General features: G+C 72.5%; 20 protein-coding genes and 1 tRNA gene. 5 read left to right on the top strand and 16 right to left on the bottom strand.

What is annotated here, in order from left to right; all coding sequences use genetic code 11:
* From DP939_RS46170 to DP939_RS14250, 3 genes are all read left to right on the top strand, one after another.
* Nucleotides 1-218, top strand: a 218-nt coding sequence (locus DP939_RS46170; RefSeq protein WP_199565154.1) for a hypothetical protein, incomplete at its 5' end; no start/stop codon positions are given.
* Nucleotides 219-371: 153 nt separating this feature from the next.
* Complete coding sequence (locus tag DP939_RS14255) at nucleotides 372-1655, top strand: CynX/NimT family MFS transporter (RefSeq protein ID WP_113981127.1); 1284 nt, start codon at nucleotides 372-374, stop codon at nucleotides 1653-1655.
* Nucleotides 1600-2451, top strand: coding sequence for an alanyl-tRNA editing protein (locus DP939_RS14250; RefSeq protein ID WP_113981126.1), 852 nt, complete (start codon nucleotides 1600-1602; stop codon nucleotides 2449-2451). The genes DP939_RS14255 and DP939_RS14250 overlap by 56 nt, the downstream gene beginning before the upstream one ends.
* A 53-nt stretch (nucleotides 2452-2504) precedes the next feature.
* On the opposite strand, the gene DP939_RS14245 is transcribed toward DP939_RS14250, so the two are convergent.
* The 14 genes from DP939_RS14245 to DP939_RS14175 all read right to left on the bottom strand — a co-directional run bounded on the left by DP939_RS14245 (nucleotide 2505) and on the right by DP939_RS14175 (nucleotide 15714).
* Nucleotides 2505-3347, bottom strand: a complete 843-nt coding sequence (locus tag DP939_RS14245) for an SMP-30/gluconolactonase/LRE family protein (protein ID WP_113981125.1) — start codon at nucleotides 3345-3347, stop codon at nucleotides 2505-2507.
* A gap of 57 nt (nucleotides 3348-3404) precedes the next feature.
* Nucleotides 3405-3803, bottom strand: coding sequence for a hypothetical protein (locus tag DP939_RS14240; protein ID WP_113981124.1), 399 nt, complete (start codon nucleotides 3801-3803; stop codon nucleotides 3405-3407).
* A gap of 83 nt (nucleotides 3804-3886) precedes the next feature.
* Nucleotides 3887-5188, bottom strand: coding sequence for a hypothetical protein (locus tag DP939_RS14235; RefSeq protein ID WP_113981123.1), 1302 nt, complete (start codon nucleotides 5186-5188; stop codon nucleotides 3887-3889).
* Nucleotide 5189: 1 nt separating this feature from the next.
* Complete coding sequence (locus tag DP939_RS14230) at nucleotides 5190-5933, bottom strand: VOC family protein (protein ID WP_113981184.1); 744 nt, start codon at nucleotides 5931-5933, stop codon at nucleotides 5190-5192.
* A gap of 5 nt (nucleotides 5934-5938) precedes the next feature.
* Nucleotides 5939-6820 (bottom strand): aminoglycoside phosphotransferase family protein, encoded by an 882-nt coding sequence (locus tag DP939_RS14225; protein ID WP_113981183.1) that lies wholly within the window; start codon nucleotides 6818-6820, stop codon nucleotides 5939-5941.
* A 38-nt stretch (nucleotides 6821-6858) separates the two neighbouring features.
* Nucleotides 6859-7836 (bottom strand): helix-turn-helix transcriptional regulator, encoded by a 978-nt coding sequence (locus DP939_RS46960; protein WP_199565152.1) that lies wholly within the window; start codon nucleotides 7834-7836, stop codon nucleotides 6859-6861.
* Nucleotides 7837-7872: 36 nt separating this feature from the next.
* The gene (locus DP939_RS14210) at nucleotides 7873-8706 is read right to left on the bottom strand and encodes an alpha/beta hydrolase (protein WP_225878250.1); all 834 of its coding nucleotides are present in this window, start codon (nucleotides 8704-8706) and stop codon (nucleotides 7873-7875) included.
* Between the two features lie 38 nt (nucleotides 8707-8744).
* A complete protein-coding gene (locus tag DP939_RS14205; RefSeq protein WP_113981121.1) occupies nucleotides 8745-9929 on the bottom strand; it encodes a copper amine oxidase in 1185 nt (394 codons plus the stop codon).
* Between the two features lie 2 nt (nucleotides 9930-9931).
* A complete protein-coding gene (locus tag DP939_RS14200; protein ID WP_113981120.1) occupies nucleotides 9932-10630 on the bottom strand; it encodes a hypothetical protein in 699 nt (232 codons plus the stop codon).
* A 172-nt stretch (nucleotides 10631-10802) separates the two neighbouring features.
* Nucleotides 10803-11312, bottom strand: coding sequence for a DUF1990 family protein (locus tag DP939_RS14195; protein WP_113981119.1), 510 nt, complete (start codon nucleotides 11310-11312; stop codon nucleotides 10803-10805).
* An 8-nt stretch (nucleotides 11313-11320) separates the two neighbouring features.
* Nucleotides 11321-12124: a YndJ family protein gene (locus DP939_RS14190; protein ID WP_113981118.1), complete on the bottom strand. Its 804-nt coding sequence runs from the start codon at nucleotides 12122-12124 to the stop codon at nucleotides 11321-11323.
* Nucleotides 12125-12297: 173 nt separating this feature from the next.
* The gene (locus DP939_RS14185; protein ID WP_147267989.1) at nucleotides 12298-13476 is read right to left on the bottom strand and encodes a serpin family protein; all 1179 of its coding nucleotides are present in this window, start codon (nucleotides 13474-13476) and stop codon (nucleotides 12298-12300) included.
* Nucleotides 13477-13698: 222 nt separating this feature from the next.
* Complete coding sequence (locus tag DP939_RS14180) at nucleotides 13699-14301, bottom strand: hypothetical protein (RefSeq protein WP_113981116.1); 603 nt, start codon at nucleotides 14299-14301, stop codon at nucleotides 13699-13701.
* 15 nt (nucleotides 14302-14316) lie between these two features.
* Nucleotides 14317-15714, bottom strand: coding sequence for a selenium-binding protein SBP56-related protein (locus DP939_RS14175; protein ID WP_113981115.1), 1398 nt, complete (start codon nucleotides 15712-15714; stop codon nucleotides 14317-14319).
* 208 nt (nucleotides 15715-15922) lie between these two features.
* Here DP939_RS14175 and DP939_RS14170 point away from each other — a divergent pair.
* Nucleotides 15923-15995: transfer RNA gene (locus DP939_RS14170), tRNA-Ala, on the top strand.
* A gap of 70 nt (nucleotides 15996-16065) precedes the next feature.
* Nucleotides 16066-17055, top strand: a complete 990-nt coding sequence (locus tag DP939_RS14165) for a helix-turn-helix domain-containing protein (protein WP_113981114.1) — start codon at nucleotides 16066-16068, stop codon at nucleotides 17053-17055.
* A gap of 33 nt (nucleotides 17056-17088) precedes the next feature.
* Here DP939_RS14165 and DP939_RS14160 read toward each other — a convergent pair whose 3' ends face one another.
* The gene (locus DP939_RS14160) at nucleotides 17089-20664 is read right to left on the bottom strand and encodes a S8 family peptidase (protein ID WP_158578567.1); all 3576 of its coding nucleotides are present in this window, start codon (nucleotides 20662-20664) and stop codon (nucleotides 17089-17091) included.
* Between the two features lie 189 nt (nucleotides 20665-20853).
* Nucleotides 20854-24399, bottom strand: a complete 3546-nt coding sequence (locus DP939_RS14155; protein WP_158578566.1) for a S8 family peptidase — start codon at nucleotides 24397-24399, stop codon at nucleotides 20854-20856.
* Between the last annotated feature and the right edge of the window lie 49 nt (nucleotides 24400-24448).

Below are 24448 nucleotides of genomic sequence, written 5' to 3'. Positions count from 1 at the left end.
AGGTCCGCCACGCCCTGGCGGCTCGCGGCCAGGCCAAGATGGACGGCTTGTACGCCGGACGGCCCGCCGTGCCCACCGGCAAGCTCATCCTCGACGCGCTGGCCGGTATCCGGCTGATCCCGGGCACCGGCCAATCACCCCCGATCATCCCGCACCCCACCGATCTCCAACTCGATCTCCTGGACCTCCTCGACATCGATCCACGAGACCTCCGCTGAAGATCACTCACGTGCGGAAAACGGGGCTAGCTGTGCCCAACGTCACGGGCGTACAGGAACTAAAGACGCAATCACTCCTGTTAGCGTAGGGGTCATTGATTCATCCCATGATTCGATGATCCCCATCACTTTTCAGGGAGGATGTGACGCCGCATGACCGTGCTCGCCCCCGAAACAAGAGGACGTGGCGGACCGCTGGCATGGCTGCTGGTGGCAGGGATCGTGCTGGCCGCGCTGAACCTCCGCACCGCCGTCACCAGCGTCGGCCCCCTGCTGGACCGGATCGCCACCGCGCTCGGGATGTCCGGCGTGACGACCGGCCTGCTCACCACACTACCCGTGCTCTGCTTCGCCACGGTCGGCGTCATCACGCCCGCCATCGCCCGCCGCATCGGTGAGCACCGGCTGCTGCTGCTCGCCCTGCTCGCGCTCGGCGCGGGCCTGCTCACCAGGGCCATGGTGGACTCGGCGGTGATCTTCCTGTTCAGCAGCGCGGTGGCGCTGTCCGGCGGGGCCGTCGGCAACGTGCTGATCCCGACCCTGATCAAGCGCCACTTCCCGCGCCGCGCGGGCACGATGACGACCGTCTACACCACCGCCCTCGCCGTGGGCACCATGCTCGCCGCCGCCGCGACCGTGCCCATCGAGCAGGCCGCGAACGGCGACTGGCACGTCGCGCTCGGCGTCTGGGCCGCGCTGGCGGCCGTGTCCGCGCTGCCGTGGCTGATGCTGCTGCGCAGCGAGCCCGCGCGCGACGCCGGCGCAAGCGACCTCGGCCCGCGCGCGCTCGTCCGCAATCGCCTGGCCTGGGCGGTCGCCGCCTACTTCGGCACCCAGTCGATGGTGGCCTACATCATGTTCGGCTGGCTGCCGCAGATCCTCATCGACCTGGGCTACACGACCGGGCAGGCGGGGTTCATGCTCGCCGCCTTCACCGCCCTCGGCATCCCGGTCGCCATCGTCGTCCCGGCCCTCACCGCGCGGTTTTCCAACCAGCGCCCGCTGGTCATCGGACTGGCCGTGCTGTATCTGGTGGGCTTCGCCGGGCTCTGGCTCGCCCCGTCCGGCACCGCGTGGCTCTGGGTGATCGCGGTGGGCCTGGGCATGGGCTCGTTCCCGCTCGCGCTGACCATGCTCGCGCTGCGCACCCGCAGCGCCGAGGCCACCGCCGCCCTGTCGGCCTTCGGCCAGAGCGCCGGCTACCTGATCGCCGGAGCCGGGCCGTTGATCGTCGGCGTCATGTACGCGGCCACCGGCGGCTGGACCCTGCCGTTCCTGCTGCTGATCGGCGTCGTCGCGGTGCAGGTCGGCACCGGCTGGTACGCCGGAGCCGACCGTTACCTGGAAGACGAGCGCGACCGCGTACGGCAGCATGGAGACCATGAACATCGCCGGATCGACGAGAGTGACCTATCCCTCGGGGGCGCTCGCCGGTAGCTCGCCGATCGTCGCGACCCTCCGCCGCAACGGCGGGCACGGTGTCGTGGTGACCGAGACACCGTTTCATCCGCTCGACCACACCTGGCCCGACCAGCCCGCCGACACGGGCACGATCAACGGCGTGCCGGTGACCGACTGCGTCACCGGCGCGGTCGAGCACGGCGGGACCACCCTCTACCTCGGCCACGAGATCCCCGTCCGGCGCGGCGACCCCGGCTGGCACTGGCTGGTCGTCCACCTGACCGGCGAGCCGGTCGGGGGCATCGGCGAGACCGCCGCGCTCGCCGTCGAGCCGGACACCCGCGCGGCGCTGTCCGCCGGGCACACCGCCTGCCACCTGACGGCGCTCGCCCTCAACGCCGTGTTCGCCGGCCGCTGGCGCAAGCCCGCGCCCGCCGACGGCCTGGGCAGCCCCGACTTCGACCAGGCGGCGATCAGTTCCTCCCGGATCCTGCCCCACGGCAGCCTGGACGTCTACCGCCTGGGCAAGTCGCTGCGCAAGAAGGGCTTCACCACCGAGGGGCTGTCCGACGACCTGCCCGGCATCGCCAAGCAGGTGGGCGAGCGGCTGACCGAGTGGATCGCCGCGGACGCCCCGGTGCGGATCGACGCGCCGGGGCCGGACCTCGCGGCCCGGCGTACGTGGCGCTGCGCGCTCCCCGAGGGCGAGGCCGCGATCCCCTGCGGCGGCACCCACCTGACCGGCACCGGCCTGCTCAAGGCCGTCGATGTGACGCTCGACCTGTCCACCGACGGCGCGGAGCTGACCATGCGCACGACCGTGGGGAGCTGACCCGGGCGGGCGGCCCAGGTGAGTGACTCAGGTGGGTGACTCAGGTGGGTGACTCAGCCCGCGAACGGCGTACCGGGCAGGCCGATCCCTGCCCCGGGCACCACCAGCAGCGCCCCGGACAGCGGCTCGGCCGCGAGCGTGGCCTCCGGCAGGCCCTCGGTGGCGCTCGTGATGTAGAGGTCGGTGAGGCCGGGGCCGCCGAAGGCGCACGCGGTGGGCCTGCTGACCGGGACCTCAAGCTCCCGGTCCAGGTGGCCGCCCGGCGTGTACCTGCGGACGGCGGCGCCGTCCCACAGGGCCACCCAGACACACCCGTCGGCGTCCACCGTGATGCCGTCGGGCAGCCCGCGGTCGATCTCGGCGAAGGTCCGGCGGCCGTGCGGCAGGCCGCCGCCGGGGTCGGTGTCGAAGACGTCGATGCGGCCGGTGTCGGTGTCCACGTAGTACATCAGCGCGCCGTCGGGGCTCCAGGCGATGCCGTTGCTGGTGCCCACCCGGTCGAGGAAGGTCACGACCTCCCCGTCCGGGGTCACCCGGTACAGTGAGCCGCCGCCCCCGCCGTAGCTGAGCGTGCCCGCCCACAGATTGCCGTGCGGGTCCACGCCCGCGTCGTTGCCGCGCCTGCCCTCGACGGCCCATTCGGCCAGCCAGCGAAAGCCGCCGCCGGGCTCCAGCAGCCCGGCGCCGTCGCGCAGGTTGACCACCAGGCCGCCGCCCGCGCGCGGCTTGGCCGCGCCGACGTGCTGGGGCACCTCGCGCACCGAGTCCGTGCCGCTCGCCGGGATGTACTCATGCACCTCGCAGGCCGGGATGTCCACCCAGATAAGCCGGTCATGATGCCAGGTGGGCCCCTCGCCGAGCGCGGCGCGGACGGGCAGGGCGACGTCGATCTTCATCTCGACAGAGTAGTCCGCCGGGGGATTCCCCGGCGGACCGCCCTCCCGTGATGGAACTCAGCTCCGGCGCAGCCCCAGGTACTGAAGCTCGGCGAAGATCCCCACCAGCACCGCCTGCCCCGCCCAGAAGGCCACGCCCAGCGGGTTGGGGTCGATCCAGCCGGTGAACAGCAGCGCGATGCTGTCCACCGCCCACAGCGCGTTGATCGCGATCAGCGTCCACACGGCGGCGCGCGGCGGGGTGCGCCGGGTCGCCAGGAAGGCGATGAACGCGGTGACCGGCAGCAGCCCGATGCCGGCCCAGCGCAGCATCGGCTCCGGCAGTCCGGTCAGCCCGGCGATCGGCCCGGCGGCCACCGCGAGCAGGACCGCGAAGCCTCCGGTGAGCACGGTGTCGGTCTGCAGCACGCGGCGCAGCAGGGGAGCGGGGGCGGCGAGGGCGGTCGTGGTGGCCATCGGATATCTCCTGACATCAGGTGGATGCGATGGCTTCAGCACATCGCGTTAGGCACTGCCACCTGCAGACATTCCACTGCCATTCACTGCCGATCCGCGCTGCGAAGATCATCCGCCACAAGTTTGGCCGCCGCGTTCTGCCAGTTGTAGCACGTACGTTCGGGAACTTCCCGGGCGAACCAGTCGAACGCCTGCCGGTCCAACGCGTTCAGCCCCTGGCGTCCCGCGCCGCGCCGGTAGGGGCGCAGCCCGCGTACGTACGGGAAGTACAGGACGTTGTAGAACCGCCACTCCTCGCTGGTGCCGAACTCCCCGTCGCGCGGCTTGAGCCGCTGGATGCTCTCCAGCAGCAGGTGCTTCAGCTCGGCGGCCCGCTCCAGCGGGATGTCACCGGACACCCGCTCGTCGATCAGCGGCAGGCTCGCCAGCGGGCTGCTGGCCAGCTTGCCGAGGTCGCCGTAGTTGGCCAGCGCCCGGCGGGTGAGCCGGACGAACTCCGCGTCGTCCAGCGGCGGCGGCCCTTCCTCGCGGCGCGGCAGCGCCTCGGCGGTGTCGCGGAGCTGGGCGCGTTCGCGGCGGATGGCGGGATCGCGGGCGAAGGCGATCCGGTCGAGCGCGCGGTGCAGCGGACCGGCCATCGTCTGCACGGTGACCGCCACCGCGAGAACGCCGTACAGCAGTGCGGCCAGCGCCGGGGTGGCCCCGCCGAGCGCGACCGCGATGGCCACCTGGCCGCCGGTGGCGGCGGCCACGACGACCGCGCCCAGCGCCGAACGCGCCATGTCCCGCCAGAGCGCCTCGCCCGCCCGGAAGGCCCCGGCCATCGCGATGGCCACGCCCAGCAGGGCCATGTCCACGTCGATCGCGAGCGCGGCGAGCAGGCCGGGCGGACCGGAGAGGGAGGTCAGCAACAGCGCGGTGCCCAGGCCGAAGAACAGCGTGGCCACCGCCGCCAGCCAGCCGATCCGCTCCGGACCCGCCCGCACCAGCAGCACCAGCGCCCCGGCCAGCGGCACCAGCAGCAGCGCGCCGAGCGCCGCCCGGGACGCGCCGCCCGCGACCGCCGCCCAGCCGATCGCGGCCAGCGTGACGGGGACCAGGCCGCGCGACCAGATCCGGTCCAGCCGCCCGGTGTCCGGGACGAGGGTGAGCACCGCGCCGGTCCACAGCAGCGCGGGCAGGAAGGTCAGCGCCGTCTGGAGCGCGTCCAGCGCGACGGGGGAGGGCAGCATCAGCGTGCGGATCTGCCCGGTGGCCAGCGCGGCGGCGTAGGCGAGCAGGCCGAACCCGGCTCGGCGGGCGCCGCGCTCGCCGGGGTCGCCGCCGAGCACGTAGAGGCCGAGCCACCAGGTGAGCGCGAACACGGCGGCGATCAGTAGCGGCATGCTAACGCGGGGGGTGGTCGCGCGGGCCGAGCACGCAGAACTCGTTGCCCTCGGGATCGGTCAGTACGTGCCACGGCGCGTCGCCCTGCCCCACGTCGGCCCGGCGCGCGCCCAGGCCGATCAGCCACTCCGCCGCGTGGCCGTGGTCGCCGCCCTGGGGCGGCGCGACGTCGAGGTGCAGCCGGTTCTTCACCGGCGCGGGCTCACCCGCGGGCACGAACTCCAGCCACGGCCCCACCCCGGCCGGAGCGCGCAGCGCGGGGAACGGCGCCGACGTGCGGGCCGGCCGCCATCCGCCGGCCTCCGCCCAGAACGACGCCAGGCGCCCCGGATCGGCGGCGGCGTACACGATGGCCGCGACCGCCCCGCAGTTCTGGTAGATCGGCCGCGGCTCCAGCACGCAGAACTCGTTGCCCTCCGGGTCGGCCAGCACCTCCCAGGGCACGTCGCCCTGGCCGATGTCCACCGGCCGGGCGCCCAGCCCGCGCGCCGCGGCCACCCGTTCGGCCTGGGCCCGCGCGGTGGCACTGGCCAGGTCGAGATGGATCCGGTTCTGCACGGTCTTCGGCTCCCGCACCGGCACGAAGCAGATGTCGAGGTCCCAGCCGTCGCCCGCGGGGGCCCGCACGACGACCTCGCCGGGGTCGGTGAGCGCGATCCGCCAGCCGAGCAGGCCCGCCCAGAACGCGGCGAGCCGCTGTGGGTCGGCGGCGTCGATGACGAGGTTGACCAGCCTGGTGGACACGCTCATCACGTTAGCCCGCGCAGCGCGTCGCCGATCGCGAACTGCGGCCCGGAGATCCGGGTTTCGCCGTCCTCGATGTCCCACAGCACGTTCTGCAGCACCCGGCCGAGCGTCCAGCCCGCGGCGCGCTGCCTGGGCAGCCCCACCACCTCGGTCATCAGGTCGAACCTGCGCCGCACCGCCCTGGCCACGTCGCCGGTGGCGACGATCTCCTCCCAGCGGTTGTCCAGCGCGGGCATCAGGTCGAAACACGGGTCGCCGGCCAGCGGCTTGGGGTCGATGGCCAGCCACGGCTCGCGCTCCCCGGCCAGGACGTTCTCATAATGCAGGTCCCAGTGCAGCATGCGGTCGCCGGGTTCGGGCAGCAGGTCGGCGACCACGCCCGCGCAGTGTCGCAGCAGGTCACGGTCGCCGGGGTCGGACAGGCGGGTCACCGCCTCCGGCGCGTCCTGGACCATGCGGCCGGCGATGTCGGCCAGCGTGCGCAGCCCGGCCGGGGCGGGCATCGCGGTCAGCCGGGCGAGCAGCCCGGACAGGATCGTCAGGGCCTCGGTCTCGTCGGGCACGTCGGCCAGCGAGCGGTCCGCGTCCAGGCGTTCCAGCAGCATCGTGCCGGTGGCCGGGTCGTGGTCCAGCAGGTGCACGGCGCCGCGCCCGTTCCACAGGCGCAGCCCGACCGGCTCGGTCTCGGTCTCCTCGTCCACCGGCTGGAGCTTCAGCGCGGCGGGCGTGCCGTCGCTCCGGCGTACCGGGAGGACCAGGCCCACCCAGCCGTGCCGGGACGGGCCGTCGGGGGTGAGGTCCCAGCGCAGCAGGTACTCCTCCGCGAGCCGGGGCAGGTCCGCGATCCACGCGCGGCCCTGGTCGCTGAAGAGCTTCTCGTGCATGGCGGCCAGGGCGTCGGGAACGACGATCAAAACGGGGTTCACTCCTTGGTGTCGCGGGCGGGCCCGAGGGCCGCGGCCGTGGTGCGCGCCGCCAGTAGGCGCAGGTGTTCGCGCAGCTCAGGGGGATCTTTTACGACGAAGTCGACGTCCAGCATGATCAGGAAACCGGCCAGCATGGCCAGTGACTCGCTGCCGATGTCCAGCTCGCAGGTCTGGTCGTCGATCGGCCGCAGCCGGCCGTCGGCGGGGGAGATCCACCGGGCCAGCCGCTCGGCCGGGGCGTGCATGACGAGCCGCGCACGGTAGGGCCACATGTCGGCCGACAGCCGCCGGGAGACGTACGCGGCGACATCGCCCTCCGGCGGCTCGCGCGGCTCGAACCGGGGCCCGGTGGGCACCCGCGGCCTGATCCGGTCCACCCGGAAGGTGCGCCAGTCGTCCCGCTCGACGTCCCAGGCCACCAGATACCAGCGGCGGCCCCAGTTCACCATGCGGTGCGGCTCGGTCACCCGGACGCTCGCCGCGCCCTCGTGGTCGAGGTAGTCGAAGCGCAGCCGCTCATGATCGCGGCAGGCCGCGGCGATCGCGCTGAGCACGGCGGAGTCGACGGTCGGGCCCGCCCCCGGCACCGGGACGGTCGCCGAGTGCAGCGCGTTGATCCGGTGCCGCAGCCGGGACGGCAGCACCTGCTCCAGCTTGGCCAGGGCGCGCAGGGAGTTCTCCTCGATGCCGGAGACCGTGCCGCCCGCGGCCGTGCGCAGCCCGACGGCCACCGCCACCGCCTCGTCGTCGTCCAGCAGCAGCGGCGGCAGCGCCGCCCCCGCGCCGAGCCGGTAGCCGCCCGCGATGCCCATCGTGGTGTGCACCGGGTAGCCCAGCTCGCGCAGCCGATCGACGTCGCGGCGGATCGTCCGCGTGCTCACGCCGAGCCGTTCGGCCAGCTCGGCGCCCGGCCACTCGCGCCTGGCCTGCAACAGCGAGAGCAGCCGGAGCAACCGCGCGGACGTTTCCAACATGAGGCTCAATATAGGGGCGAGGTGGGACAGGAGCCGTCAGCGCGTACGCGGGGCCACCCGGTCGGCGAGCGCGGTCACGGCACTGATGAGCTGCGGCCCGTCCAGGAGCACGGCGTCGTTGTGCCCGGCTCCGGCGACCTCGACCGAGGCCAGCAGCGCGGGGGAGGCCGTGGCGACCTTCCGGCTCAGCTCGGCGGGAACGATCGTGTCGCGCGTGCCGTACACGACGACGGTGGGCTCGCGCACGCTGGGGAGCGTGGCCGCGACCGGGAAGCGGTCCTTCAGCAGCGACGCGACCGGCAGGAACGGGTAGGCGATCCGGCCCGCCGCGGCCAGGTCGGTGAACGGCGAGCGCAGCACCAGCCCGGCGGGCGGGTGCGCGGCGGCCAGCCGGGTCACCACGGCGGCCCCCAGGCTCTCCCCGAAGTAGATCAGCCGCTCGCCCGACCCGGCCAGGTGCCGCCCGGCCGCCTGTACGTCGAGCGCCAGCCCTTCCTCGGTGGGCGTGCCCGGGTTGCCGCCGTAGCCCCGGTAGTCCATCAGCAGCACCGACATGCCGCGCGCGGTGAGCGCCCTGGCCAGCGGGGCGCGGTAGGCGCGGTTGCCGCCGTTCCCGCCCGCGACGAGCACCGTCACCCCGCGCGGTTCGCCGGTGGGCGGGAACGACCACGCGCCCAGCTCCAGGCCGTCGGCGGTGGTCAGCGTGACATCGCGCCCGCCCGGCAGCACCGTGGCCGCCGGAGGGACGGGGGCGGGATCAGGAAGGTAGATCAGCCGTCGCTGGAACACCCAGGCCAGGCCCACGATGAGCACGGCGACCGCGAGGATCGCGGCCACCGCCACCAGTCCGCCCCGTACCGGCCCCATCATCACGATGCCGACGATACGGGGCGGACCTGGGTCCTCCCTTAATGCGGGTTGCTCGCCGTTATGTCCCGGGGCTGGATGTGGAACCCCTGCCAGTGCGCCGGCATCGGGTCGTGGTCCTCGTCCCTGGCCACATGGTGGTAGTCGACGCTCACCCACACGACCGGATCGGTGACCGTCTGGCCGTTGACGAACTGGTCGACCGACAGCTCGCACGGCGGCTCGGCGTTCTCCGCGGTCAGCCGCTCGCACGCGCTGTACTGGGTGACGTAGACGTCGGAGTGGCTGTACGGCTCGGTGTCCGGGCCGCGGTACTGGCTGCTGTCGGAGTTGGTGATCTCCCAGGACGCCGGGTGGCCGTCGGCGTTCTTCACCGTCTTGTCGACGACCCGCCACCACCGGGTGCGGTTGTTCGTGATCCCCGCCTCCTTGGTGATCACCTTCCGCTTCATCTCCAGCGTGGCCGTGCCCGAACCGGCGAAGTCGTACTGTTCGACCACGTCGTCCGCCGAACCCTGGACGTCGAAGTCGAGCCGCCAGAAGATGTTGTGCTGGTGGCTCTCTTCGAAGTCGCTCGCCCCGACGCCGATCGGCCAGCCGTGCTTGGGGCTGACCACGATGCCGTCGCTGCCGCGCAGCGAGCCGGTCGCGCCGACCCTTGGGTTGATCGAGCCGTCGTCGGCGAACCGCCACTCGACCAGGTAGGTGTACCAGCCCAGCTCGAAGGCGGAGAACAGCACCAGGGCCTTGCCCTGCGCCGACCTGCGCCCGGAGTCATCGCCGAGTGAGGGATTGAGGTAGGCGATGCCGCGCGGCTGGTCGGGCAGCACGCACAGCACGGGGACCTCGTCCTGTTCGCGCCGCTCGCCCTGCGGGCAGTCCTCGTCCTTCAGCGGCACCGCGGAGAACCCGAGCCCGCCCGCCATGTCGTGGAAACGCGGCTCGCCGCTGTCGTAGGGGACGTGGATCTGCGCGAGGTGCCCGCTGTGCAGCACGCTCACCGGCTCGTGGCCGCGCGGGGTGTAGACGGCGTCGGTGAGGGTCAGGCCCTCGATCTCGCGCATCTCCCAGCAGAGCCGCCAGCGGGCGCCGTTGTCGAACGTGCGGTCCACGAGGTACGGCGCGGCGCACGCCGGCGGGTCGGCGGCCGCGAGCGCGGGCACCGCCACCGGCGGGAGGGCGATCAGCAGGCACGCGGCGATCACGGCCGCTCGGAACGACCGCATGGTCACCACTCCATCGTGTAGATCTCGCGGGCCGACAGGTCGATGACGATCCGGCTGGTGTCCAGCCACTTGCCCTTGGGCAGGCGGACGAACAGCCGCAGGCAGCGGTGCTCGGCGCAGGACGCGACCGCGCGGGCGTTGGACACGCCGTGGACGTGCTGCGGCATGAAGATCACGCCCCGCAGGTGGAGGTCGTCAGGCGAGCGCAGCGGGCGGCCCGCCCGCTTCTCGAACTCCTCGCGCACGCCCTTGCCCAGCTCGGCGTCCGCGAGCAGCAGCTCGGCCGCCGCCCGCTCCTCGTCGTCGGATGGCGGCGGCTGCACGCCGGTCGCGGTCTCGGTCGCGACGATCCGGCCGCTGCCCAGGTCGATGGTCCGCAGGGTGAGCCGGTCCGCGTCGTAGTCGTAGCTGAACGCCTCGGCCCGGCGGCCGGTCGCCGCCTTGTCGTCGTCGCGCTGGACGTAGAGCAGCGCGGTACGGCCGCCGCGGCGGCGGGTGTCGGCGTCGCCGGCGATCTCCATGGCGCGCCGGCGTTCGTCGGCGCTGAGCGGGTCGTTCGGGCCCGGCGCGAGCCGGGCCGCCTTGCCGGCCGCGGCGCGGTCCGCCGCCACCGCCGGGCCCGCGCCCGTCGTCCGGCCCCCGCTCCACACCAGCCCCGCGGTGGCGGTGGCCGCGCAGGCGATGACCGCGAGCCCTGCCAAAACCGCCTTTTTACGATTTAACATTTGATTATCACCCCGTCCGGTCCGGGTGAATCCCGATGGCGCCGATCATCTGCCATCACGGGGCGAAGAACAAGACCTTCTTTGTTTTTCCCGCCCTTCGGGTACCGGCGGAATTCCGCATTAGTGGCATTCCGCGGGAAATGCTCAATTATTTGTGCACAGCAGGTGAACGACGGGATTCCCAGCGCAATGCCATCGTGTAGAGGCGCGTGAAGATCCCGATGACCAGCGGCAGCGCCGGAGCGCCCAGGCGGGTGTACCACGCGCCCGGCCGCGCGAACGCGGTGACGGTGAACCACACCAGCCCGTCCTCGTCCCGTTCGAGCAGGAAGGACTCCTCGCCGATCTCGGGGTGGCCCGGCAGCGTGCCGTACCCGAAACCGGCCCGGCCCTCCTCCTCCACCGTCCACACCACCCGGCACGGCACGCGCACCGGGCCCAGCAGGCAGATCACCGTGACGCCGGGCGCGGCCCGCGGGGCGGTCGCGATCGGGTGCAGCAGCAGCCTGCGGTGCACCCGCCAGCCGAGCAGGGCGTCGGCGGCGGCCCGCAGGGTGATGCCGGGGCCGAGGCAGGCCCGGTGGCGGATGTGGTGGTAGCCGTCCGGCAGTCGTCCCTCGCGGGTCGCGCCGACTTCGGGATAGGTGAACTCCTGCATCGGACCTCTCAGGGCTGTCGTGGACGCAGCCGTGCCCAGGCGGCGAGGCCGCACAGCGCGAAGCCGGCGGCGTTCGCCACGCCGTGGGTGGCGATCATCCAGGGGATGGTGGGATGCGGCAGGCCGGTCGCCTCGCCCAGGGCCCAGGCCAGGGCGAAGATCATGGACACCGCCAGCGCGGCCGCCGAGACGCCGAACAGCGCGCGCGTCAGCCGGTCGGCCTCCCGGGACCGTACCAGCGTGAGCCAGGCGACCGTCCACATGCCCGCGGTGAGCACCACCGCCCCGGCCAGTTCGGCCAGGTCGCCGACGAAGTAGCCGCCGAGGACCAGCAGGGTGCCCGCGGGCACGGTCAGCGCCGCCGCCCGCCCGGCCGGCGACTCGCCGAACGAACGGCACAGCAGCCCGGCCACCAGCGCGGCGGCGAACCCCGCGTAGTGGAAGTGGGCGGTGGTGAGGGCCAGGATGCCGAGGTCGAAGCCCCACAGGGGATGCCCGGCCCGCTCGGCCAGCAGGGCGATGCCCGCGATGGCCGGGGTGATCAGCGCCGTCGCGAAGGCCAGTTCGCTGGCCGTACGACGGGCCCACAGCCGCCCGGGGATCTGCGCGGCCAGGACGAGCGCCGCGCACAGGTAGATCCCCGCGAGCGCCGCCGCCACCGCGCCCCTGGGCAGCCAGAGCGACACCGCCCCGGGAATCGCGCCCGCCCACCACAGGCGGGCCGCCAGGCGGGAGACCCCGGCCAGTCGCAGTCCCACCGGAACGACGACCAGCATTCCGGCCGCCACGATCACATCGAGCAGAGGGCGCATGGCCCGCCTCCTGTCCACAGTTGAACAGGTTCAAAACGATAGCAGGCGAGGTCGATCGGGCGATGCCGGGGGGCCATTCAGTGACCGGAAAAGGGTACGAAAAGGGCGCGGCCGAGTAAGCGAATTTCGGCCGCGCCCTATTGCCGGGGCGTGTTGTTCCTATGCCCCTGAGGTCACTTCTTGGCGGGGTCTGCGACCTGGCCCATGAACAGCGGGGCCCCGGTCTTCTTGTGCACGATCGCGAAGGCGAACGGGTGGTCGGCGCGGACCGTGGTCTCCGCCTCCGGCGCCGCCGACACCGGGAAGGCCAGCCCGGTGACCGCGGCGGCCTCCGTGCCGTGCTCGTCAACGGTGATATCGGCCCGGTGGACCGCCTGCTTGAGGGTCAGCCCGTCGGAGATGCCGGAGAAGTCGCCGCCCGCGCCCAGGCCGAGCGCCGACATCGGCGGCAGCAGGTCGAGGTCGGTGCCGAAGTCCCAGCGGGGCAGGAAGACGCCGACCCTGGTGTCGGCGAGGTTGGAGCCGACCTGCTGCAGCGTCTCGGCCTTGAGCAGGTCGCCGGGGGCGCCGCCCGCGTCCGGGACGAGCACCCACATGGCCAGGTCGCTCTTGGCGTAGGGCAGCTCGACCGCCTGCCAGCCGGAGCCCTTGGCGTAGCGGAAGTTGCCGGACTGCTTCATCAGCTCGACGGTCTTGCGCGAGCCGTCGGCCAGCGTGAACGGCGCCTTCTGCGCGGGCTCGGCGGTGAACGGCTTCTCCCAGTCCGCCTTGAGGTAGACGGCGTTCGCCAGGACCAGCTTGGTGTCGGGGTCGAGGCTGTCGAACAGCTTGTTGATCCGTCCGGCGGTCTGCTCGGTGACCCACTTGTCGATGGTCTTGGTGGCGTCGCCGGCGAAGTCCACGGCGTGCACGCCGGCGTCGTACTGCGACTTGGCGGTCTTCAGGAAGCCCTGCTTGACCGGCAGGCCGTGCTGGGCGAACAGCCCGTTGGCGATGCCCACGATCGGGTCGGCGGGCTCGCCGTCCGAGGCGTCGCGCTCGCCGCGATCGGGCTTGGGCGGTACGCCGTCCACGGTGATGATGTCCGCGGTGAGCGAGTTGAACGAGGTGTGCGGGCCCTGGCCGGGGAAGCCGAACACCTGGTCGATCCGGGCGCCCGTCTCACCCGCCGCGCCCGCTCTGGCCAGCCCGTAGGCGTAGGCGATGCTCAGCGGCGAGATCACGGTGTTCTCGCCGGGCTCCGCGATCTTGGCGTGCAGGGCGTGGCCGAAGGCCGTCATGCCCTGTACGACCTGCGGGACAGGGGCGTCGGATGGCGCCGCCTCCCGGCTGACCCCTTCGGCTGTCAGCACGCCGGACTCACCCACCTTCACGACAGGGCCCTGGTCGCCGGTCGGCGCGGCCGGGCCGGACGGGCTCGCCGGGCCGGACGTGGCCGGGCTCGCGGAAGTCGGTTTCTGCGCTGCGCCGCAACCGGCGACGGCGGCGGCGAGCGCGACGGCAGTGATCGTAGTCGTAATAAAGGGACGCACACGACCTATGACGTATCCCAGACGCGGGTGGTTCAAGCCACTTCACACGAGTACGGCCGAGATCCCCGCGCCGACGAGCGCCACCCCCCAGGCCAGATCCAGGTTGAACCACGCCTTGCGCAGCACCGCGACGCCCAGCCGGTCATAGACCAGCAGCGCGAGCCCGGTGGTGACCGCGAGCATGGCCAGCGTGTGCGCCATGGTGGAGGCGAGCGCCTGGCCGGTCAGCGCGAGCACGGCGGTGTCCTGGCCGCGCAGGGTGACCGGCAGCAGCATGAGCCCGGCCCCGTGCGCGCCCGCCATCAGGAACGACCATCCGGCGAGCTGCCACCGGGTCACCCGCATGCCGACCCAGCGGGGATGCCGCCGCCGCAGCAGCCGCCACAGGCCGAAGCAGCAGACCAGGCCGGCCACGCCGTACGACACGAACTTCGGCGGCGCGGCCGTCCTGGCCGCGGCGACCAGGGTGAGCGTGAGCAGCACCAGGCCGGCGTGGCCGAGCACGATCGGCGGCAGCGCGCGCAGCACCGCCGCCCGGGAACGTTCCTGCAGGCCGAGCGCGACGGCGAAGAGCCAGCCCATGGCCGGGTTCAGGCCGTGGAAGGCGCCGAGCCCGGCCGTGATCAACCAGCTCGTGAGATCCATCGGGCGGCGGGCCGTTTACGGGAAGCAGTAGGAGTCGGAGGAGGCGTCGCCGCCCTGGAGCCGTACCTGGTGGGCGCGGCGGCCGTCCCCGGCGAAGTCGGCCAGGAAACCGGCGTCCAGGGACAGCGAGCCGTCCCCGGCGAGGTCGGCCTTGGCCAGCCAGCTCGTGACGCCGTCGGGGTAGAAGACGTCGTCCCAGGAGCGGTAGAGCGAGTTGGTGAAGTAGACCCGCCGCCCGTCGCGGCTGGTCTCGACCATCTGCGGGCCGCCGTTGCGCGCGACCCCGGGCGAGCCCGGGTGCGCGGTGCGCCCGACGATGCCGCCGATCCGCACCGAGCCGGTCTGACGCGGGTTGAACGGGTCGGAGACGTCGTAGGCCAGCAATTCGCCGGTGCCCCACGCGGAGACCAGCAGGATGCGGTCGTCGAGGGTCAGCGAGATGTCGGTGACCAGCGGCGGGACCGCGCCGAACCCCTTCAGCGGCTCGGGCAGCAGCGCGGGGTCGGCGGGCTCGGCCGGGATCGTGATGACCTTCTTGGCCTTCCACTCGCCGTCTTCCAGGTACCAGGTGAAGATGTTCGCGGAAAGGTCCTCGACGCTGATGACGGTGTTGACGAAGCCGTAGGTCTTGGTCGGGTCGTGCGCGGGACGCAGCTCCAGCGCCATCTGGTGCTGGTCGCCGAGGTCGATCTCCTGTAGGTGCACGCGCTTGCGAAGGTCCCAGACGTGCAGCCGGTGGCCGTACTGGCGGTTGACCAGCAGGTTGAGGTCGGGGCCCGCCTCGATCATGTTCGGGGTGCCCCACTCGCTGGTGATCATCGTGTCGTGGCCCAGGTGCCACCAGAAGTCGTAGTGCAGCCGCTGCGGCCCGCGCTCCACCTCCCAGCGGCCCAGCGGCTCGAAGGTGTCGTGGTCCAGCATGAACACGCCGCCGGGCGCGTCGCCCGCGGCGTCGCCGAGCGCGCTGACGTAGATCGCGTCGGTGCCGCAGTGCACGGTGTGCGGGCGGCTGTAGCCGGTCCGCTCGGCCAGGGTCGCCGGCTCGATCGTCTTGACCAGGGTCGGGCGCAGCGGATCGGGCTTGGTGTCGAAGACGTACACGCGGGAGGACCTGAGCCCGGGGACGATCAGGTATCTCCGCTCGACGTGCGGGTGCGGCGCGTACGGGCACAGGGCCGCGCTGCAGACGTTCCACCCGAAGTGGTGCAGCTCATCGCCCGCGACCGGCATGTCCGTCACGTTGGCGACCGCGCCGTAGCCGGGCGAGGAGGGATCGAGGTCGACGGTGGCGAGCGCGTCCGGCCGCCCCTCGCCCTGCGCGTCGAGCAGGGCGACGTAGGCGTGCCGTTCGCGCGGCCCGCGCATCGCCTCGCGAGCCGATGGATAGAAGGTGGGATCGGGCTGGACGAGCATGTAACCCCCTTCGTGTGCGGCCTTATATCCCACCAATCTTGTCGGGATAGCGGCGCTTGTCCAGAGTCCTGGCCGATACGGTCACCAAGCGAACACGGTTCGCTTCCACCGGCACCCCCGCCGCGCGACGATTACGACCACACGCCCGATGTCCTATACACTGGGCGACGTGCCGCCTCGAAGAGACGTCCGAGGGCGGGCACACCAAGGGGCTATGGCGCAGTTGGTAGCGCGCCTCCATGGCATGGAGGAGGTCTGGGGTTCGAATCCCCATAGCTCCACAGGGCACCGCCTCACAAGCCCCGGCCATCACCGACATGGCCGGGGTTTTCTGGTGTCACTATGGTTTCCATGCTGGAAATGGCCGGGCTTGGCGAAGTGGCGGAGCGGGCGTACCGGCTGCTGGTGCGGGCGGCCGAGGCCGGCGCGGGCGAGCTGGCCGGTGAGCTGGGCGTCGGCCGCGACGCGGTGGACCAGGCGCTCGCCACGATGGTCGACATGGGGCTGGTGCGCGAGGTCGGCGACGCGTCCGGGCGGCGCTACACGCCGGTGGCCCCCGACGTCTCACTCCGGCCCTGGCTCGCCCGCCAGCAGGAGGCGATCGACCGGGCGCGGCTGCTGGTCGACCAGCTCGCCGAAGAACACCGGGCCAACCTGCAGCGGAGGGACGCCGACCGGATGATCGAGGTGGTGGTCGGCCGGGCCGCGATCCGGGAGCGGATGCGCCACGTCCAGGACAACGCGCGCGACGAGGTCGTCAGCTTCTGCCGGGCCGGTCACGTGGCCATGCCCTCGGAGGAGAACACCGAGGAGATGGACGCCCTCGGGCGCGGCGTCCGCTACCGGGTGATCTACGAGCGGGAGCTGCTCGAAGAGCCCGGGATGGTGCCCAACGTCGCCTACGGCATCGAACGCGGCGAGCTGGCCCGCTCCGCGCCGTACCTGCCGGTCCGGATGGCGATCGCGGACCGCGGCGTGGCCGTGCTGCCGCTCGTGCAGCACGTCTCCGGGATGACCGAGCCGACCGCCGCCGTGGTGCGCGGCGGCACCCTGCTGGAGGCGCTGATCGCGCTGTTCGAGGGGCAGTGGGAGCGGGCCACGCCGATCCGGATCGCCGGTGAGGGCCTGGTGCCTGCGTCCGTGCCCTCGTGCCCGCTCGACGCCGACGAGTTGTACCTGCTCTCGCTGCTGGTCGCCGGGGTCGCCGACAAGTCGATCGCGAGCCAGCTCGGCCTGAGCCAGCGCACCGTGCAGCGGCGGATCAACCACCTGATGCGGCTCGCGGGCGCGCAGACCAGGATGCAGCTTGCCTGGCATGCGGCCCGCGAGCACTGGCTCTGACCTTTCTTATCGGGACTGATCAGGGGCTATGGGTCACTTGACCCCGTACGCCCGGTTGATCGTCTGCTCGAACTTCGCGCCGTCCGCCCCGGTGGCGGTGACCCGCAGCGACACGCCCGCGCCGGTGGGCTGGTGCGCGACCAGCGCGACGTGCCTTCCGTGGCCGCCGGGGATCAGCGGCAGCCGCCGCCAGGTCTTGCCGTCGTCGTAGGACAGCTCGGCGGTCAGCCGGTTCGCGCCGCGTGCGGTGAACCCGATCGGGACCGGCCACCAGCGGGGGACCTCGCCGTTGAGGTCGGCGGGCACGTCGTACTCGACGCCGGGCAGCGGCAGCGGCCGGGTGCCCTCGCCCCTGGCGGACCGGAACGTCCAGGCGGTCTCGGTGGCGGTGGCCCACCGCCATTCCTCCGCGGTCCGCGTGGTGGACAGCTCCATCCGGTACTCCGCCTTCTCCGGCGTCGCCGGGAACCGGCCCCAGAGGTCAGCCCGCTCCTCCACGAGCTTGCCGTCGCGGAAGAACCTGGCCGCCGTGGTGTCCTGGTCGCCGCTGCCCCCGGCATAGCCGAAGTGCCCGTCGGCGTCCATGAACTCCGGCACGTAGACCGACAGCTCGTCACCGGTCCGGGTGGGCGCGAGTTCCTTCACGTCCGCCGGGATCGCCGGACGCACCACCGGCCCGAACCACGTCTCCGCGACCTTCTCCCCGGGCCGGTAGGACCGCGGGGCCGCGGTGATCCCGCCGCGCAGCCGGCTCATCGACTCCCAGGTGTACATGTGCTGGACCACGTGCTGCCACTGCGTGTCGCCCGAGCTGACGTACTCGGCGCGGCGCAGCCCGGTCTTGACGTCCCGCTGGGTCTCCATTTGGCCGCCCAGGTCGTACACCTGCCAGGGCCGCCAGCCGAACCGCTGCTCCTTGCCCCACCCGAAGCCGCCGGACTCCTGGTACCTCGTGTCGACCCGCGCGGTGTTGCGGTCGTTCACCACATGGACGATCCGGTCCGGGATGCGGCCGGGTGACACCTGCATGATGTCGTACAGGTACGGGGAGACGAAGTCGGCCTGGAGGTCGAGCACGCCCCCCTTGCGGGCCTGGGCGACCAGCGCCTGACCAGGGGTGTGCTTGGCCAGCAGCACCGGCAGCGGGTCGCGGTACCCCTTGGGGTGCCAGCCCTGCCACATCGGCTCGCCCTTCGGCCCGGCCACGATCACGGCCGCCGCCCCCGCCTTGGCGAACTCTTCCAGCCCCGCCTCCCAGTCACCGAACTCGGTGCTGGTCAGCACGACCGCCTTGCCGCGTACGCTGGCCCTGCCCGGTGCCGCGTCACCTGCCGGCCCGCCGTCCACGAGCTGCCACCGCTTGCGGCCGTAGTACTCCGGCGAACCGCCGCCGGGCCGGAAGACCAGCGTCTCCCGGGAGCCGGTGAGCCTGCCGGTCAGCTTGGGCGCGGCGAGCTGCCATCGGGAGGCGAACTCGAAGGTGCCGTTGGCGACCGGCTCGGTGGGCATGACCGCCAGCCCCTCGGTCGAGGGGAAGAACATCCCGCCCCACGAGATCGTGCGCCTGTCGTAGGCGCGGTGCGCGAAGAAGGTGGTGATGCCGTCCCCGACCACGGGCCGCGGGGTCTTGATCTGGATCGGCACGGCCTTGCGCGCGTCGAAGACCAGCTCGGTGTCGTCGGTCACCTCGAACTCGGGGATCATCAGGAAGTTGTACACGGGCGACTCGGCGGGGTCGTCGCCCATGAAGGCCAGGGCGAAGTAGGTGCCCTTCGGCACCTGCCTGGTCTTGCCCTCGTTCTCGTTGAGGATGTAGTCCATGACGTCGAAGTTGGGGTCCTTGCCGTGCAGGGCGAACACCGGGACGCGGGTCGGCTTGCCGTCCACCCCGATGCCCTTGACGTGCACCGAGCGCATCGGCGGCATCTTGACCACGGACAGCGTGGTGTGCGCGGCCTCGGCGCCGTCCGCCGTGGCGGCGGTGAGGTGCCCGGCGTGCCTGCCGTCTTTCAGCCTGGCGTAGTCGATCGAGACCTTGACCTCGGCGTTCGCCCCTGGCGGGACGGTGACCTCGGGGGCGCTGATCGTCACCGCGTCCGGCGGCGGGGCGTCGCCGTCCAGGTTGTCCAGGGTGGCGGTCAGCTTCAGGGTGACGGGGGCCTGGCCGGTGTTGGTGTAGGTGACGGTCTCCTCCGCGGGAGCCGTCTCGTCGCTCTCGCGCACCCCGAGGTACGCCACGCCGGTCGCGGTCACGTTCTGCCGCGCGGCCCGCGCGAGGTCCACGCGACCGCTGCCCTGCTCGTAGGCGGTCTGGCCGTCGATGGTCTTGGTGGTGGACATCAGGCCGTTCTTGAGCTGCCCGCCGGTCCAGTCCGGGTGGCGCTGGGCGAGGATCGCCGCCGCGCCCGCGACGTGCGGGGTGGCCATCGAGGTCCCGGACGCCCGCGTGTACAGCTCGTCGATGGGCGTGCCCATCGTGGTGCCCTCCGCGCGGGCCGCCGCGATGTCCACGCCGGGGGCGCTGATGTCCGGCTTGGGGGCGTAGTCCAGGCGGGGGCCGCGGCTGGAGAACTCCGCCAGCGCGTCGTTGCGGTCCACCGCGGCGACGGTGAGCGCCGAGGTGGCGGCTCCCGGTGAGCCGACGGTGTAGTCCCCGCCCTCGTTGCCCGCCGCGATCACGAACAGCGCGCCGGTCTCGGCGCTGAGCGTGTCCACCGCGACGCTGAGCGGGTCGGTGCCGTCGGTGGCACCGCCGCCCAGGCTCAGGTTGATCACGTCGGCCTTGGCCTCGCGGGCCGCCCACTCCATCCCGGCGAGGACTTCGGACTCGCTGCCCTGGCCGCTGTCGTTGAGCACCTTGCCGTTGACCAGCTCGGCCCCGGGGGCGACGCCCTTGCGCGCGGGCGCGCCCACGCCCTGCCCGGCGATCGTGGCGGCGACGTGGGTGCCGTGCCCCAGCCGGTCGGTGGCCGACTGCGCCGTGGTGAAGTTCCGCTCGTCGGTGACCTTGCCGCGCAGGTCCTGGTGGTTCCGGTCGATGCCGGTGTCCAGCACCGCGACCTTGACGCCCTTGCCGTCGAACCCGGACTTCCACGCTTCCGGCGCGCCGATCTGCGGCACGCTGTGTTCGAGCGACGCGCGGACCTTGCCGTCCAGCCAGACCTTGGCCAGCCCGTCGCGCAGTTTCGGCTCGGCGGCCGAACGCACGCCGGGGGCGGTGTCCCACAGCACCGGCAGGGCGTTCTTCCTGGGGCGGACGGCACGGGCGTTGACGCTGCTCAGCGGCACGCCCTCGCCCGCGTCCGCGGCCCGCACGCCCTTCCCGTAGGAGAGGATCAGCGGCAGCTCCTGCGTGCTCGCGTCGTCATACCCCTGCTCGATCAGGTCCCCGACCGCGAACAGCCGCTTGTCGATCAGGTTCCCGGCCAGGTACGGCACCATGTCGGACGGAGTGATGGAGAACTTTCCGTCCACGTCACTGGTGTAGAACCTGACGCCCTCCCGGCCCTTGCCCGGTCGCACGGTCGCCGTCCGCTTCCCGGCGGCGGCCTCCTGGACCGTCACCACGTCCCCGGTGATCAACGTCACCCGGTGCTCGGCCCGTGGCACGGGGGGCTTCTCCTCGGCGGCGGCAGGTGACGCGGGAACGACGAGGGCTCCTAACCCCAGGGCCAAGGCCGCTCCCACGGCCGGCGAGCGCTTCAAAACCATGCCGAACTCCAATCGAGGGTGTTGCCGCCGCTCACGGGGGAGCGTTGGGGGGTGGCGGCGCCGGCCGTCCGGGCCGGCGCCGTTTCGTCATCTGACTCCGTAGGCCCGGATGATCGTCTGCTCGAACTTCGCGCCGTCCGGCCCGGAGGCGGTGACCCGCAGGGACACGCCCTTGTCCGTGGCCCGGTGCCCGGCCAGGGCGAGATGCCTGCCGTGGCCGACGGGGAAGACCGGCAGCCGCTTCCAGGTCCTGCCGTCGTCGTAGGACAGCTCGGCGGTCAGCCGGTTCGCGCCGGGGGCGGCGAAGCCGAGCGGCACTGGCAGCCCGCGGGGGACCTCGCCGTTGAGGTCGGCGGGCACGTCGTAGTCGACGCCGAGCAGCGGGAGCCGCTTGGTGCCTTCGGCCCGGGCGGAGCGGAACGTCCAGGCCGTCCGGGTGGAGGTGGCGTGCTGCCACTCCTCCGAGGTCCGCGTGGTGGACAGCTCCAGGCGGTACTCGGCCTTCTGCGGCATGGCGGGGAACTGCCCCCAGATGCCCGCGCGCTCCTCGACAAGCCTGCCGTCGCGGAAGAACCTGGCTTCGGCGGTGTCCGGGTCCGGGCTGCCCCCGGCGTTGCCGAAGTTGCCCTCGGCGTCCACGAACTCGGGGATGTCGATCGACAACATGTCACCGGTCCTGGTCGGGGCGAAGTCCGGCATGTTCGCGGGTACGGCCGGCCGGACCACCGGCCCGAACCACTTCTCCGTCACCCGCTCCCCGGCCCGGTAAGCGCGCGGGGGCGAGGTGATCCCGCCGCGCAGCGGAGCCATCGGGTCGGGCGTGTGGGCGTGCTGGACCACGTGCAGCCACTGGGTGTCGCCGGAGCTGACGTACTCGATCCGCCGATGCGCCGTCTTGCCGGTCCGCTGCTGCTCAGGTTGCGCGGCGAGCAGGAACTTCTGCCAGGGCCGCCACCCGAACCGCTGCTCGGTGGCCCACCCGGCGCCGCCCGACTCGTGATAGCTCGCCTCCACCGTGGCGGTGTTGCGCCCGTTCACCGTGTGCACCACGCGGGCAGGGATGCGCCCCGGCGACACCTGCATGATGTCGTAGAGCCGATCGGGGGAGAAGTCGGCGGACACGTCGAGGACGGCGTGCTCGCGCGCCCGTTCGATCAGCCGCTGCCCCTGGTCGTGTGTGACGAGCAGCGTCGGCAACGGCTCCCGCTCATAAACCGGCGTCCACTTCTGCCACACCGGGATGCCGTCCGGCCCGACCACGATCAAGGCCGCCGCGCCGGCCTTCGCGATGCCGGGGAGCTTGTCGACGTAGTCGCCGATGCTCTCGTGGCTGGTGATGACCACCGCCTTGCCCCGCGCGTTGATCCTGCTCAGCTCGCGGGCCGTGCCGGCGCCCGCGAAGACCAGCGGCCACCGCTTGCGGCCCGCGAACTCGGGTGAGCCGCCGCTGGGACGGACGATCAGCGGGGCGCGGGAGCCGGCGATCTCGGCGGTCACCCGCCGGGGGCTGAGCTGCCAGCGGGAGGCGAACTCGAAGGTGCCGTGGGTGACCGGCTCGGTGGGCGTGGCGGCCAGCCGCTCTTCGGACGGGAAGATCGCGTAGCCGTAGATGATCTTGCGTCGGCCGTACTCCCGATACGCGTGGATGGCGGTCATCCCGGCGATCTCGACGGGCTCCGGTGTCCTGATGTCGATGGGCACGGCCTTGCGCGCGTCGAGGACCATCTCCATGTCGCCGCGCACCTCGAACTCCGGGACCGTCATGAAGGTGACCAGGGGAGATTCCTCCTCGGTGGCTCGCGCGTTGGCGAACGCGGAGTAGGTCCCTTCGGGCAGTTCGACCTCGACGCCCTCCTCCTCCGCGATGAGGATTTCGTCGTCCTGGACGCTCGTGCCGAAGAGGAAGATGCCGGTGAGGACCGTCGGCGAGCCGTTGTTGTCCAGGCCCTGGAAGCGCACCTGGTGCTTGGGGGCCTTGCGCTCCAGGGCGAGCGAGGTGTGCACGGTCTCGGCTCCGCCGGTCGCGGTGGCGGTGAGGCGGCCGGTGTGCCTGCCGGGCTTGAGCCCCGTCACATCGACGCTGATCTTTACATCGGCGCTCGTGCCGGCCGCGACGGTGACCTCGGGAGTGCCTATCCGCACCGCGCCGGGCGGAGGGGCGCCGCCGTCCAGGTTTTCCAGGGTCGCGGTGAGTTTCAGGGTGACGGGGGACTGGCCGGTGTTGGTGTAGGTGACGGTCTCCTCGGCGGGAGCCGTCTCGTCGCTCTGGCGCACCCCGAGGTTCACGACGCCGGTCGCGGTCACGCTCTGGGCCGCGGCTCGCGCCACGTCGAGACGGCCGCTGCCCTGCTCGTGGGCGGTCTGGCCGTCGATGGTCTTGGTGGTGGACATCAGGCCGTTCTTGAGCTGCCCGCCGGTCCAGTCCGGGTGGCGCTGGGCGAGGATCGCCGCCGCGCCCGCGACGTGCGGGGTGGCCATCGAGGTCCCGGACGCCCGCGTGTACAGCTCGTCGATGGGCGTGCCCATCGTGGTGCCCTCCGCGCGGGCCGCGACGATGTCCACGCCGGGCGCGGTGATGTCCGGCTTGGGGGCGTTGTCCAGGCGGGGGCCGCGGCTGGAGAACGCGGCGAGCGCGTCGTTGCGGTCCACCGCGCCGACGGTGAGCGCCGAGGTCGCCGCCCCCGGCGAGCCGACCATGTACTCCTTGCCCTCGTTGCCCGCCGCGATCACGAACAGCGCGCCGGTCTCGGCGCTGAGCGTGTCCACCGCGACGCTGAGCGGGTCGGTGCCGTCGGTGACCGCGCCACCCAGGCTCATGCTGACGACGTCGGCCTTGGCCTCGCGGGCCGCCCACTCCATCCCGGCGAGGACCTCGGAGTCCGAGCCGGAGCCGCTGTGGTCCAGCACCTTGCCGACCACCAGCTCCGCACCGGGGGCGACGCCCTTGCGCGCGATGGCGCCCACGCCCTGCCCGGCGATCGTGGCGGCGACGTGCGTACCGTGGCCGTGGCCGTCGGCCGCCGAGGGGTCCTTGGTGAAGTTCCGCGCTTCGGTGACCTTGCCGCGCAGGTCGGGGTGGTTCCGGTCGATGCCGGTGTCCAGCACGGCGACCTTGACGCCCTTGCCGTCGAACCCGGACTTCCACGCCTCGGGCGCGCCGACCTGCGGCACGCTGTGTTCGAGCGAGGCGCGGACCTTGCCGTCCAGCCAGACCTTGGCCAGCCCGTCGCGCAGCCTGGGCTCGGCCGCGGACCGCACGCCGGGGGCCGTGTCCCACAGCACCGGCAGGGCGTTCTTCTTGGGGCGGATGGCCCGCGCGTTGACGCTGGTCAGCGGTACGCCCTCACCGGTGTTCGCCGCCTTGACGCCCTCGCCGTAGGAGAGGATCAGCGGTAACTCGGGGGCGCGGGCGTCGTCGTAGCCCTGCTCGATCAGGTCCCCCACCGCGAACAGCCGCTTGTCGATCAGGTCCTTGGCCAGGTAGGGCACCATGTCGGAGGGAATGACGGAGAAGTTCCCGTCCACCTCGGTGGTGTGGAACCTGACGTTCTCCCGGTCCTTGCCCGGCTGCGTCGTGGCCGTCGTCCTGCCGCCGGGGAACCGCTGGACCGTCACCACGTCACCGGTGATCAACGTGACCTGGTGGTGGTCCGGCCGGGTTGTCGGAGGGGGACCCTGAGCG

Origin of the sequence: Spongiactinospora rosea (assembly GCF_003315795.1) — a bacterium.
Taxonomy (GTDB): Bacteria; Actinomycetota; Actinomycetes; order Streptosporangiales; family Streptosporangiaceae; genus Spongiactinospora; species Spongiactinospora rosea.
The sequence above is the reverse complement of the archived record's forward strand: the minus strand, read 5'-3'. Positions and strand labels throughout refer to the sequence as shown.

Coding starts and splice junctions, on each gene's coding strand:
- DP939_RS14255 (WP_113981127.1), top strand. CDS start 372: ATGACCGTGCTCGCCCCCGAAACAAGAGGACGTGGCGGACCGCTGGCA.
- DP939_RS14250 (WP_113981126.1), top strand. CDS start 1,600: ATGAACATCGCCGGATCGACGAGAGTGACCTATCCCTCGGGGGCGCTC.
- DP939_RS14245 (WP_113981125.1), bottom strand. CDS start 3,347: ATGAAGATCGACGTCGCCCTGCCCGTCCGCGCCGCGCTCGGCGAGGGG.
- DP939_RS14240 (WP_113981124.1), bottom strand. CDS start 3,803: ATGGCCACCACGACCGCCCTCGCCGCCCCCGCTCCCCTGCTGCGCCGC.
- DP939_RS14235 (WP_113981123.1), bottom strand. CDS start 5,188: ATGCCGCTACTGATCGCCGCCGTGTTCGCGCTCACCTGGTGGCTCGGC.
- DP939_RS14225 (WP_113981183.1), bottom strand. CDS start 6,820: ATGCACGAGAAGCTCTTCAGCGACCAGGGCCGCGCGTGGATCGCGGAC.
- DP939_RS46960 (WP_199565152.1), bottom strand. CDS start 7,836: ATGTTGGAAACGTCCGCGCGGTTGCTCCGGCTGCTCTCGCTGTTGCAG.
- DP939_RS14210 (WP_225878250.1), bottom strand. CDS start 8,706: ATGATGGGGCCGGTACGGGGCGGACTGGTGGCGGTGGCCGCGATCCTC.
- DP939_RS14205 (WP_113981121.1), bottom strand. CDS start 9,929: ATGCGGTCGTTCCGAGCGGCCGTGATCGCCGCGTGCCTGCTGATCGCC.
- DP939_RS14195 (WP_113981119.1), bottom strand. CDS start 11,312: ATGCAGGAGTTCACCTATCCCGAAGTCGGCGCGACCCGCGAGGGACGA.
- DP939_RS14190 (WP_113981118.1), bottom strand. CDS start 12,124: ATGCGCCCTCTGCTCGATGTGATCGTGGCGGCCGGAATGCTGGTCGTC.
- DP939_RS14180 (WP_113981116.1), bottom strand. CDS start 14,301: ATGGATCTCACGAGCTGGTTGATCACGGCCGGGCTCGGCGCCTTCCAC.
- DP939_RS14175 (WP_113981115.1), bottom strand. CDS start 15,714: ATGCTCGTCCAGCCCGATCCCACCTTCTATCCATCGGCTCGCGAGGCG.
- DP939_RS14165 (WP_113981114.1), top strand. CDS start 16,066: ATGCTGGAAATGGCCGGGCTTGGCGAAGTGGCGGAGCGGGCGTACCGG.